General features: G+C 62.0%; 10 protein-coding genes. 1 reads left to right on the top strand and 9 read right to left on the bottom strand.

The window, feature by feature from the left end; translation table 11 throughout:
• Positions 1-146: 146 nt before the first annotated feature.
• From HBN98_RS09685 to HBN98_RS09710, 6 genes are all read right to left on the bottom strand, one after another.
• Positions 147-971 (bottom strand): ABC transporter permease, encoded by an 825-nt coding sequence (locus tag HBN98_RS09685; protein WP_064589486.1) that lies wholly within the window; start codon positions 969-971, stop codon positions 147-149.
• A 12-nt stretch (positions 972-983) separates the two neighbouring features.
• A complete protein-coding gene (locus HBN98_RS09690) occupies positions 984-2,231 on the bottom strand; it encodes an ABC transporter permease (protein WP_083367760.1) in 1,248 nt (415 codons plus the stop codon).
• Between the two features lie 281 nt (positions 2,232-2,512).
• The gene (locus HBN98_RS09695) at positions 2,513-3,556 is read right to left on the bottom strand and encodes an ABC transporter substrate-binding protein (RefSeq protein WP_025113554.1); all 1,044 of its coding nucleotides are present in this window, start codon (positions 3,554-3,556) and stop codon (positions 2,513-2,515) included.
• 49 nt (positions 3,557-3,605) lie between these two features.
• A complete protein-coding gene (locus HBN98_RS09700) occupies positions 3,606-4,730 on the bottom strand; it encodes an ABC transporter ATP-binding protein (RefSeq protein WP_064589489.1) in 1,125 nt (374 codons plus the stop codon).
• A gap of 351 nt (positions 4,731-5,081) precedes the next feature.
• Positions 5,082-5,711: a response regulator gene (locus HBN98_RS09705; protein ID WP_064590115.1), complete on the bottom strand. Its 630-nt coding sequence runs from the start codon at positions 5,709-5,711 to the stop codon at positions 5,082-5,084.
• A 124-nt stretch (positions 5,712-5,835) separates the two neighbouring features.
• Complete coding sequence (locus HBN98_RS09710) at positions 5,836-8,232, bottom strand: PAS domain-containing sensor histidine kinase (RefSeq protein ID WP_083367759.1); 2,397 nt, start codon at positions 8,230-8,232, stop codon at positions 5,836-5,838.
• 74 nt (positions 8,233-8,306) lie between these two features.
• Here HBN98_RS09710 and HBN98_RS09715 point away from each other — a divergent pair, with 74 nt between their 5' ends.
• Positions 8,307-9,281, top strand: coding sequence for an alpha/beta hydrolase family protein (locus HBN98_RS09715; protein ID WP_064589491.1), 975 nt, complete (start codon positions 8,307-8,309; stop codon positions 9,279-9,281).
• Between the two features lie 140 nt (positions 9,282-9,421).
• Here the strand turns inward: HBN98_RS09715 and HBN98_RS09720 are convergent, their stop codons facing one another.
• The 3 genes from HBN98_RS09720 to HBN98_RS09730 are packed head-to-tail and all read right to left on the bottom strand — an operon-like array spanning position 9,422 to position 11,878.
• Positions 9,422-10,189, bottom strand: coding sequence for a TerB family tellurite resistance protein (locus HBN98_RS09720; protein WP_083367758.1), 768 nt, complete (start codon positions 10,187-10,189; stop codon positions 9,422-9,424).
• Position 10,190: 1 nt separating this feature from the next.
• Entirely contained in the window at positions 10,191-10,862 is a 672-nt protein-coding gene (gene murU / locus HBN98_RS09725) for an N-acetylmuramate alpha-1-phosphate uridylyltransferase MurU (protein WP_083367757.1), read from the bottom strand.
• Positions 10,859-11,878 (bottom strand): aminoglycoside phosphotransferase family protein, encoded by a 1,020-nt coding sequence (locus HBN98_RS09730; protein ID WP_083367756.1) that lies wholly within the window; start codon positions 11,876-11,878, stop codon positions 10,859-10,861. The genes murU and HBN98_RS09730 overlap by 4 nt, the downstream gene beginning before the upstream one ends.
• Between the last annotated feature and the right edge of the window lie 26 nt (positions 11,879-11,904).

Genomic DNA, 11,904 nt, shown 5'->3' on the forward strand with positions numbered 1-11,904 from the left:
GGTTGTCTGTTATTCAGGTCGTGAATGACCGCAAGAACCCTTTAAACAATTACCCCCTGTAGGAGCTGCCGAAGGCTGCGATCTTTTGATTTTGTTTTTAAGATCAGAAGATCGCAGCCTTCGGCAGCTCCTACAGGGGATCGGCGTCAGACCTGAGCGGTACGCAGTTTTTCACTGCGGCCTCGCAGCCACTCCAGGGTCAGCAGCAGGATGACGGAAAAGGCGATCAGCAACGTCGCCGCAGCGGCAATCGTCGGGCTCAAGTTCTCGCGGATCCCGCTGAACATCTGCCGTGGCAGCGTCGCTTGCTCGGGGCCGGCGAGGAACAGCGTCACCACCACCTCATCGAACGACGTCGCGAAGGCGAACAGCGCCCCGGAAATCACTCCCGGTGCAATCAGCGGCAGGGTCACCCGGCGGAACGCGGTCAGCGGTGAAGCGCCGAGACTGGCCGCCGCCCGTACCAGGTTGTGGTTGAAGCCCTGCAGCGTTGCCGACACGGTAATTATCACGAACGGCACACCGAGCACCGCATGCACCACGATCAGCGAGAAGAAGCTGTTGCCCAGGCCCAGCGGCGCGAAAAACAGATAACTGGCGACACCGATGATCACCACCGGCACCACCATCGGTGAAATCACCAGCGCCATCACCAGCGATTTGCCAGGGAAGTCGCCACGGGTCAGGCCGATGGCGGCCAGGGTTCCGAAGACCATCGCCAGCACGGTCGCGGCAGGGGCGACGATGATGCTGTTCTTCAGCGCGCGCATCCATTCGGCCGAGGCGAAGAAGTCCTGATACCAGTGCAGGGAAAAACCCTGCAACGGATACACGAGGAAACTGCCCGAGTTGAACGACAGCGGCACGATCACCAGCACCGGCAGAATCAGGAACAGCAGGATCAGGCCGCAGAGAATCCGCAAGCTGTAGAACCACACCCGTTCGATGGGCGACATGTAAGGACTCAGCATTTCAAATTCCCCTTAGCTCAGGCGCAGGCGACTGGCGCCCACCAGCCAGCTGTAGATCAGATAAAGCACCACGGTCGCCAGCAGCAGCAAGCCGCCCAACGCAGTGGCCATGCCCCAGTTGATGCTGGTGTTGGTGTAGAACGCGACGAAGTAGCTGACCATTTGATCGTTCGGGCTGCCCAGCAGCGCCGGGGTGATGTAGTAGCCGATGGCGAGGATGAACACCAACAGGCAACCGGCGCCGACACCGGCATAGGTCTGCGGGAAGTACACCCGCCAGAAACTGGCGAACGGGTGACAGCCCAGCGAGATCGCGGCGCGCATGTAGGTCGGTGAGATGCCTTTCATCACGCTGTAGATCGGCAGGATCATGAACGGCAGCAGGATGTGCACCATCGAGATGTAGACCCCGGTGCGGTTGAACACCAGTTCCAGTGGCTTATCGATGATGCCCATCGCCAGCAGCGCGCTGTTGATCAGACCGCCCGATTGCAGCAACACGATCCACGCAGCGACCCGCACCAGAATCGAGGTCCAGAACGGCAGCAGCACCAGAATCATCAACAGGTTGCTCTGGCGCGACGGCAGGTTGGCCAGCAGATACGCCAGTGGATAAGCGAGCAGCAGGCAGATCACGGTGATGATCAGGCCCATCCAGAAGGTGCGGGCGAAGATGTCGAGGTAGATCGCCTGATCCGGGGTCGCCGGGGCGAGTTCGCCGAGGTCGTCGATACGGTGATCGACCGCCGCCAGCAGGTAATACGGGGTGATGCTGCTGGTGTTGCGTTTGACCGCTTGCCAGTAGGCCGGATCGCCCCAGCGTTCATCGAGGCCTTCGAGTGCTTCTTTATAAGAGGCCGGCTCGCTGGTAAATGGCAGCGCCCGGGCCGTTTTGGTCAGCAGGCTGCGATAGCCGGCCAACTCCATGTTCAAGCGCTTGGACAGGTCGCCCAGCGTCTGGTTTTTGCGCGCTTCGGCGAGGTCTTCGCCGGCCGCTTTGTACACCGGTTCAGCGGGCAGGCCGCGGCCGTCCCAACTGGCGATGGCCGCCACGGTGCGCGGCATGCCGCCGACCACTTCCGGGTTGCCGACGCTTTTATAGAGCAGCGCCACGATCGGCACCAGGAACACCAGCAACAGAAACAGCACCAGCGGCGCAATCAACGCCTGGGCCTTCCAGCGGTTGACCCGCTCGGCGCGCTTGAGCTTCCGCTTCAAGGTGGGGCTGGCGCCCTCGTTCAGGGGAACGGCGATGGCCATGACGTACTCCGCAAATCTTTGATCGTTACAGAGGTGGCGAACCACCTCTGTTGTGTTGAAACACCACTACCGGTGGGAGCGAGCCTTGCTGAGAGAGCGAACCTTTGTGGCGAGGGGATTTATCCCCGATCGGCTGCGCAGCAGTCTAAAACCTGAGAGTCCGGTTTATCTGACACACCGAGCGGGTATGGCTTCGGGGCTGCTGCGCAACCCATCGGGGATAAATCCCCTCGCCACAAAAGCTCCCTTGCCACAAAGTCTCTCATCCAGTCGGAGCCGGGTTATTTCGCCGCCCAGGAGTTGAAGCGCTGCTCCAGTTGCTCGCCGTTGTCAGCCCAGAAGCTGACGTCGATCTGCACCTGGTTGGCGATGTTTTCCGGGGTGGTCGGCATGTCTTTCAGCACGTCCTTGCTCAGCAGCGGAACGGCTTGGGTGTTGGCCGGGCCGTAGGCGATGTTTTCCGAGTAGGTCTTCTGCTGCTGTGGCTGGACCGAGTAGGCGATGAATTTCTTCGCCGCTTCAGCACGCGCCTTGTCCAGGCCTTTCGGGATGGCCCACGCGTCGAAATCGTAGATGCCGCCGTTCCACACCACTTTCAGGTTGGATTCTTTCTGCACCGCAGCGATGCGACCGTTGTAGGCCGAGCTCATCACCACGTCACCAGAAGCGAGGTATTGCGGCGGTTGCGCGCCGGCTTCCCACCACTGGATGCTTGGCTTGAGCTCATCAAGTTTCTTGAATGCACGGTCCTGGCCATCCTTGCCAGCCAGCACTTTGTAGACGTCTTTCGGCGCCACACCATCGGCCATCAAAGCGAATTCGAGGGTGTACTTGGCGCCTTTGCGCAGGCCACGCTTGCCCGGGAATTTCTTGGTGTCCCAGAAATCGGCCCAACTGGTCGGTGCGGTTTTCAGCTTGTCGGCGTTGTACGCGAGCACGGTCGACCAGACGAAGAAACCCACGCCGCAAGGCTGGATCGCACCCTTGACGTAATCTTCGGACTTGCCGAACAGCGCCGGGTCCAGCGGTTCGAACATGTCTTCATCGCAGCCACGGGCCAGCTCCGGCGATTCGACTTCTACCAGGTCCCACGACACGCTCTTGGTGTCGACCATGGCTTTGACCTTGGCCATTTCGCCGTTGTACTCGCCGGCGACGATCTTGCCGTTGCCCGCTGCTTCCCACGGTGCATAGAAGGCTTTGACCTGCGCAGCCTTGTTCGCCCCGCCAAACGACACCACAGTCAAATCCGGGCCAGCGGCCATGGCGCTGGCCGCGCCCATCAGGCCCAGGGTCAGGGCGGTGAACTTCAGGGATCTCAACATTTATTGTTCTCTCCACGTGCAGGGTTGGTGTTGGTATTGCGGGGGGCGATCAGTTCGCCTCTAACAGCGGGTCAAGCGCACGAACGTGCTCGACCTGCCAGCCAAGCGGTACCACGTCCCCGACGGCGAGCGCGGGATCGAGCTCGGCAATCGGCTGTTTCACGAAGAAGTCGGTCTTGCCGCAGACTTCCAGGCGTACCCGGACGTGGTCGCCCAGATAGATGAATTCCGCCACCCTCCCTGAGAAGCGGTTGACGCATTGATCGCTTGAGCCATTGAGACTGACGCGTTCCGGACGGATCGACAGGGTCACCGGTTCGCCGGTCTGGCCGACGTTGACCGCCAGCGCCTCGACCTTCTCGCCACGACTCAGCTCGACCACGCAGCGCTCGCCGCTCTGGCTGAGCAGGCGACCGTTGAGGCGGTTGTTCTCGCCGATGAAGTTGGCGACAAAGGTGTTTTTCGGTTCTTCGTAAAGGCTGCGTGGCGGGGCGATCTGCTGGATCTCGCCCTGGTGGAACACGGCCACGCGGTCGGACATGGTCAGCGCTTCGCCCTGGTCGTGGGTCACGTAGACCACGGTCACGCCAAGACGCTGGTGCAGGTGCTTGATCTCCATCTGCATGTGTTCGCGCAGTTGTTTGTCGAGCGCGCCCAACGGTTCGTCCATCAGTACCAGTTGCGGCTCGAACACCAGCGCGCGGGCCAGTGCCACCCGCTGCTGCTGGCCGCCGGAGAGTTGCGCCGGATAGCGCGACGCGAAGGCGTCGAGCTGGACCATGCTCAGGACCTTCTTGACCTTGTCGCTGACGTCGCTCTTGTTCAGGCCGCGCACGGTCAACGGGAAGGCGAGGTTCTCGGCCACGGTCATGTGCGGGAACAGCGCGTAGTTCTGGAACACCATGCCGATGTCACGCTTGTGTGGCGGCACGTTGTTGATTGCGCGACCGGCCAGGAGGATTTCGCCGGCGGTCGGTGTTTCGAAGCCGGCGAGCATCATCAGGCTGGTGGTCTTGCCGGAGCCGGACGGCCCGAGCAGGGTCAGGAACTCGCCTTTGCGAATGTCCAGGTTGAGGTCTTTGACGATCAGGTTCTCGCCGTCGTAGCTCTTCTGCACTCCACGAAAGCTGACCAGCACGTCACTGGCCCCTGCGTTTGAATCGACCTGGCTCATACCCACACCTTTGTTATTGGTAACTGCTGTGGAACAAGCCTAGTGGCTGGCGCCAGCCACGCAAATCGGGGCGCAGGAGAGAATCGCCTCAGCCGGATGGAAGGTTGGGGGTAGGGATCGCCCTACAAGGATGGCGCAAATGGACAAGGCAGTTGCAAGCGTCGAGCTGCAAGCCACAAGAACAAGCAAAAGCGGTTGTCGCTAACAGATATGCCCACAATTTAGGGCGCTATGAAGATCCCCTGTAGGAGTGAGCCTGCTCGCGATAGCGGTGGCTCAGTCACCGAAGGGTTGCCTGACAGATCGCTATCGCGAGCAGGCTCACTCCTACAGTTTTAACTGCGGTGATCTTTAGAGGAGTTTGTGTTCCATCGCGTATTTGACCAGATCGGCCAGGGAGGTGATGTTGAGCTTCTGCATCAGCCGCGCCTTGTGGGTGCTGATGGTCTTGCTGCTCAGGGCCAGTTGCTGGGCGATGTCGTTGACGTTGGCACCCTGGGCCAGGCGTTCGAACACCGAGAACTCGCGCTCGGACAGCAGCGAATGCAACGGACGGGTGTCGGTCAGGCCGACTTCGAAGACCATCCGGTCGGCCAGTTCCGGGTCGATGTAGCGCCCGCCGGCCGCGACTTTGCGAATGGCGGTCAGCAGCAATGCCGGATCGCTGTCCTTGGTTGCATACCCGGCCGCGCCGACCTTCAGCGCGCGGGCGGCCATTTGCGCTTCGTCGTGCATCGACAGCACCAGAATCGCCGGCGGGTTGTTCAGCGCGCGAATCCGCGGGATCGCCTCCAGCCCGTTGACCCCGGGCATCGAGATGTCCAGCAGCACCACCTCGCACGGCACGCTGCGCAGGGTTTCCAGCAACTGCTCGCCATTGCTCGCCTCTCCCACAACTTGCAGGTCCTTGGCCAGGCCGATCAATTGCTTGATCCCTTCACGGACGATGGTGTGGTCTTCGGCTACCAGTACACGGATCACGTTCTTCTCCATTGTTCTTATTCAGCGTCAGGATCATTCGCGAGCCGGCTCGCTCCCACATTGCAATGCATTCCCCCAGGAGTGAGCCTGCTCGCGATAGCGTCAGCTCAAACACCGCAAATCTTCAGACCTCGAAAATCGGCACCCAAACATTCAGGCTGGTGCCCTCCCCCGGCTCACTCTCAAGCCGCAAGCGCCCGCCCATGATCAGCACCCGCTCGCGCATGCCGACCAGGCCAAAGGAGGTTGGCCGGTCGCTCGCGACGACAAAGCCTACGCCATCGTCGCTGACCGTCAGACACAATTCGTCGCCTTCCAGCGCCAGCGTCAGTTCCACAGTATGCGCCTGGGCATGCCGCATCACATTGGTCAGCGCTTCCTGCAGTATCCGGAACAGGCCAATGGCCTTGGCATCGCTGAGCGCCGGCAGATTGTCCGGCACCTGCACCAGACACGGAATCTGCGTACGCGCCTCAAATCGCCGCGCCTGCCATTCAATCGCCGAAGCGATCCCGGCATCGAGAATCGGCGGGCGCAACGCCGTTGCCACATCGCGCACCAGCTGGAACAACTGGGCGATCAGGCGTTTCATGCTGTTGAGCCGCTCGTTCAGCCCGGGGTCGAGTTGCGCATAAGCCAGTTCGCACATCGAGGTTTCCAGTTTCAGCACCGTGAGCATCTGCCCCAGCTCATCGTGCACTTCACGGGCAATGCGCGCCTTCTCTTCTTCACGCACGCTTTCCAGGTGCGCCGACAGCTCGCGCAGTTGCTCGCGGGACGCCGCCAGCTCCAGTTCGATGCGCTTGCTTTCGCTGATGTCCCAGACGATGCCGTCCCAGACATAGGCGCCGTCTTCCAGTTGCCGGGTGATCGCCTTGATCTCGGCCCAGCGTTGTTCGCCCTGACGGGTGAGGATGCGGCCCTGCCACGACCAGTCACTGTCGGTGTCGAGCGCCTGATCCTGGGTCTGGTGGTAACTGGCCTTGTCGTCGGGATGCACCAGACTGCGCAGGCCCATGTCACGGTGCGCGATAACGGCCGGCGCGTAACCGACCAGACTTTCGCTGCCCTCACTGATGTAGGCGAAATCGATCTGCCCGGTCACCGGCGCCCGCTCCAGGCGGAACACCAGCCCCGGCACGTTGGCGGCAATGCCCTGCAAGCGCGCTTCACTTTCCTGCAGGGCGGCAAGGGCGCGGCGCCGTTCGGTGACGTCGGTGAGATAAACCACCAGATACTCGCTGTCGCGAAAGCGCAGAAAACTCAGCGAGACGTCCGCCGGCAGGATGCTGCCATCGGCGCGCACGCAACTGGTTTCAAAACTCAGCGGCCCTTCTTCACTGGCCCGCGCGCGTTTCCACAGGTTGAGCCAGCGGTCCATGTGCAGGCCCGGTTCGAAGTCGATCAGCGGCCGTTCGATCAGCGCGCCCTGTGGATAACCGAGCATGCTTTCCGCCGCACGGTTGGCGTAACGCACATGGCTGTCCCAGTTGACCCAGAGGATGCCGACGGTGCTTTGATCGATGGAAAACTGGGTCAGACGCAAGGCTTCTTCGCTGGCCGCGCGCAGCGCGATGTCCTCTCGCGCCGCCCGTAGCCGGTGCTCAAGGCTGTGCTGCTGACGGCGCTGCCACCAGACGATGGCGATACAACTGAGCAGCAGCACCGCGAATAACAGGCTCAGGTTCTGCCAGAACCCCGGCGACTCCGACAGACGTGGATACTTGGGTTGCAGCCACTGCGTGTGCAGGTGCTCCAGATCCTTGGCCGGGATCGCTCGCAAGGCGTTTTCGACGATCCCGGCCAGCTCCGGCCAGTCGCGTCGCGTGGCGACCCGCAACAGTTGCGGCAGCCCGATATCACCGACCACCACCAACCCGGCGAACTCCGGTTCAGCCGACAAGCGCCCGAGTTGCGCTTCATCCACCACGGCGTAGGACGCCTGCTGACTCAACAGCAGTTGCAGCGCCTGACGCTCCAGGGGCACGCCTTGCAGATTCAGGTGCGGATAATTGCTGCGCAGGTAATCGGCGGTGGCGCTGGGCATGCGCACAGCGACGCGGGCGAGGCTGTCGACTTTCTCCAGTTCCACCACGCCGCTGCTCTTCTGGTCGCTGACCACCAGTTGCGGCACGCGCATGTACGGATCGGAAAACAGCCACAGACGCAGCGCGCCCGGGGTCTGGGTCAGGCCCGGGGCGATGTCGATCTCGCCTGCGCGGGCAGCTTGCTCCAACTGCGCCAGATCCTGGAAATTGCGCCAGCTCAGCTCGACATTCAGCGTCTTGGCCAGCGCCTTCATCAACTCGACGTTGGCCCCGGACAGCCGCTGCAGGCGCCGGTCGTATTGCGCGTACGGCGCCTGCAGCACCAGCCCCACGCGCAGCTCACGGTGCTGCGCCAGCCATTGCTGCTCGCTGAAGGTCAAGGACGCCGCATGCGCCGCTGGCGCAGACGCCGCCCAGCCCATCAAGGGAAAACACAACCAGCCGATAACCCACAGGCAGCAAAAACGCATCATTGAAGTCTCGTACACTGACAAATTCTGACCAACCCATTAGGCTGCCGGGATACTTTTCTGGCCTGGAATAACCGATGCCCTCTGTCTACCGCCTGGCAATGCCAGCATTGTGCCTGTCGCTGATCCTGCCTTGTGCGTTTTCCGTCGAAGCCGCCGATCCGGCCCCAGCCTCCACCGCCGACAAACCGGCCGAACGCCAGCCACTGCTTGAGCGTAGTCAGGAAGAAGCCGCAGCACTCGAACGCCAAGTCCCGGCGCAAGAACAGCAACAATTGCAGGCCGGCGCCGACACCTTCCTCGCTCTGTGGAAACCGGCCAACACCGCCGAGCCCAAAGGCGCTGTGATTATCGTCCCCGGCGCTGGCGAAACCGCTGACTGGCCGCAAGTGATCGGCCCGCTGCGCAGCAAATTGCCCGACGTCGAGTGGAGCAGCCTGAGTATCACCCTGCCCGACCTGCAAAGCGATGCCATCGCACCGCGGGTGATTGCAGCCGCGGCGGCGCCGAAAGCCCCGGAAAGCGGCAGCAAGGATTCCACCACCGCCCAACCGATCGAGCAAGCGGCGGGCGGTGAAGCGGACGTCGCGGATCAGGTGGTCGCCGAAACGACTGAAGAACAGTCCAAGGCCGATGCCGAGCGAATCTTTGCGCGGATCGACGCAGCAATCGCCTATGCCGAACAGCAGAGCGCACGCCGTGTCGTCGTCCTCGGTCACGGCACGGGCGCCTACTGGGCGGCGCGTTTTCTGAGTGAGCGGCAGAGCTCTCAGGTCGAGAAACTGGTGATGGTGGATGCGCAAACGCCGAGCAAGGCCAAGCCGCAGCTGGCGGAACTGACGCCGACCCTGAAACTGCCGACGGCCGACATCTTCTATATGGACAAGGCACTGGATCGCAACGCGGCACTGGAACGCATGCAGGCCAGCAAGCGTTTGAAGACTTCAGCGTTCAGCCAGGTCGCGCTCAAGGCGTTGCCGGATAAAAAGGCTGAGCAGGAGCAGCTGTTCCGACGGGTTCGCGGCTGGTTGAATCCGCAGAAGGCTGACTGACTGGAAGACCGAGTCGCCCCATTCGCGAGCAGGCTCGCTCCCACCCTGATCGCATTCCTAAAGATGGAATGCATTCAAATGTGGGAGCGAGCCTGCTCGCGAAGAGGCCCTTTCAGGCAACCCATCTTTAACGGCAACGATCAGCGAAAATCCCGCCGCGTCCGAATCAGGGTAAACGCGTTGTGCAGCTCGCGGGTTTTCTCGGTCGCTTCTCGCACCTGTTCCGGAGTGGCACCGCTGCCGGCAATCTTGTCCGGATGATGACGGCTGAGCAGGCGTCGGTAGGCGCGCTTGATCTGCGCCGGTTCGCTGGTCGCCGACACACCGAGCAGGCGCATTGCCTCCTGATAACTCACCGCCGCACTGACGATCGGGCGCTTGTTCGGCTCGTAGTCACTGGCCAGCGCCTGGATCTGCTGCGTTGTCCACCCCAGCCACTTGCCCCACTGCGCCAGCAGTTCACGCTCGCTGACCCCGGCGCGGCCGTCGGCCCAGACCATCCGCCAGCAGGCGCGCAACACGCCTTCGGCCGCGTGCGGCTGGGCACTCAGGCGTCGCAAATACCCGCGCAGGTGATCACCTCCGGACTTGCCGCGATTGAACGCGGCAATGGCCCGGCGCCGTGCCGGTTCGCTCATTTCCAGGGCGTTCATTTCATGGCGCGCCTGCTGGATATGCCCGTCCGTCACCCGTCCATCGCTTTTCGCCAGACGCCCGAGCAACACGAACAGCAGTTCGTCGTTGCGCAGCATCGGCCGACCGCCGAGTCTTTCCCGCAGATGTCCCCAGCTCTGCAAATGCAGGCGCCGATCCAGCGCCTGCCCCAACAACGCCCCAAGCATGGCCCCCGGAATACTGGCAATCGCAAAACCCGCTCCGGCTCCAATCAGAGTCCCTGGCCACAACATATCAACGACTCGCTTTTATCAATGCTTCAGCTTCGGCCAGACGCTCGTGCGTACCGACATCGACCCAGTGACCTTTCAAGCGCTCGCCCGTGACCTGTCCTTCGGCCATGGCCTTGCGCAGCAGCGGTGCCAGCTTGAACGCGCCGTCCGTGCAGCCATCGAACAACTGCGGATGCAGGACCGCGATGCCGCTGTAGGTCAGGGTTGGCGCGTCTGGCAGAGCATCGAGCACCTGACCGTCGAGCAAGGTGAAATCGCCTGTCGGGTGATGGGCCGGGTTGTCTGCCAGCACCAGATAGGCCAGACCGTTGATCGGTTGGTGCAGCACGCTGAAGTCGTAATCAGTCCAGATATCGCCGTTGACCACCAGGAAGGCATCGTCACCGAGCAACGGCAAGGCGCGGAAGATTCCGCCGCCGGTTTCCAGCGGCTCGCCTTCCGGCGAGTACTGGATGCTCACGCCGTATTGCGAACCGTCGCCCAGGTAATCCTCGATCTGCTGACCGAGCCAGGCATGATTGATCACGATTTCGCTGAAACCGGCCGCCGCCAGCGCCCGCAGGTGATATTCGATCAACGGCACGCCGCCGGCACGCACCAGCGGTTTGGGGGTGGTCAGGGTCAGCGGGCGCATGCGTTCGCCCTTGCCTGCCGCCAGAATCATGGCCTTCATGCAGTCACTCCGCCACGCAGACTGGCGAACAGCGCCCGCAGATCCGCCAGTTCAGGACGACGGGCAATCACCGCCTCTATATAAGCAAAGAAGCGTGGCACGTCGGCCAGGTAACGCGGCTTGCCATCGCGATGGCAGATGCGGGCGAAGATACCGATGACTTTCAGGTGGCGCTGCACACCCATCAGGTCGCTGGCGCGCAGGAAGTCTTCGAAGTCCGCCTGCACCGGAATGTTCAGTGCCGAGGCTTGCTGCCAGTAACTTTCCAGCCAGCCGCGCACACGTTCTTCAGGCCAGCTGAGGAAGGCGTCCTTGAACAGACAGGTCACGTCGTAGGTGACCGGGCCATACACAGCGTCCTGAAAATCCAGCACGCCGGGATTCGGCTCGCTGAGCATCAGGTTGCGCGGCATGTAGTCGCGGTGCACCAGCACTTTCGGCTGGGCCAGGGCGCTGTCGATCAGCAGCTCGCTGACGGCTTGCCATTGTTGTTGCTGGGCCGCGTCGAACTCGATGCCGAGTTCGCGTTTCACGTACCACTCGGGGAACAGTTCCAGCTCGCGGCGCAGCAGTGCCACGTCGTAACTCGGCAGCGGTGCCACCATCGGCAATTGCTGAAATGCCAACAGGGCCTGCAGGGCATCGCTGAACAAAGCGTCGGCATTTTCGCCGTCGATTACGTCCAGATAGGTCTTGTTGCCCAGGTCATTGAGCAAAAGAAATCCGCGTTCGAGGTCTTCGGCATAAATTTTCGGCACGTTAATTCCGGATTTCGCCAGCAAAAAGGCGATATCCACGAACGGTTTGCAGTTTTCCTGGGGCGGTGGCGCGTCCATCACGACGAAACTGCGGCCCTCTCCTTCCCAGCGGAAATAACGCCGGAAACTCGCGTCGCTGCTGGCCGCGGTCAACGTGGCCGGGGGCACGGCGCCCCAGCCCTGATCTGCAAACAGGATTGCCAACTGCTCATCGAGCCAAACTTTCAGGTGTTGCAAGCGTACATCTTGGTCAGGCATTGCAAGGGTCTCCGACGGCGCTAGCC

The sequence above is a fragment of the Pseudomonas koreensis genome (assembly GCF_012986595.1).
Lineage (GTDB): Bacteria > Pseudomonadota > Gammaproteobacteria > Pseudomonadales > Pseudomonadaceae > Aquipseudomonas > Aquipseudomonas koreensis.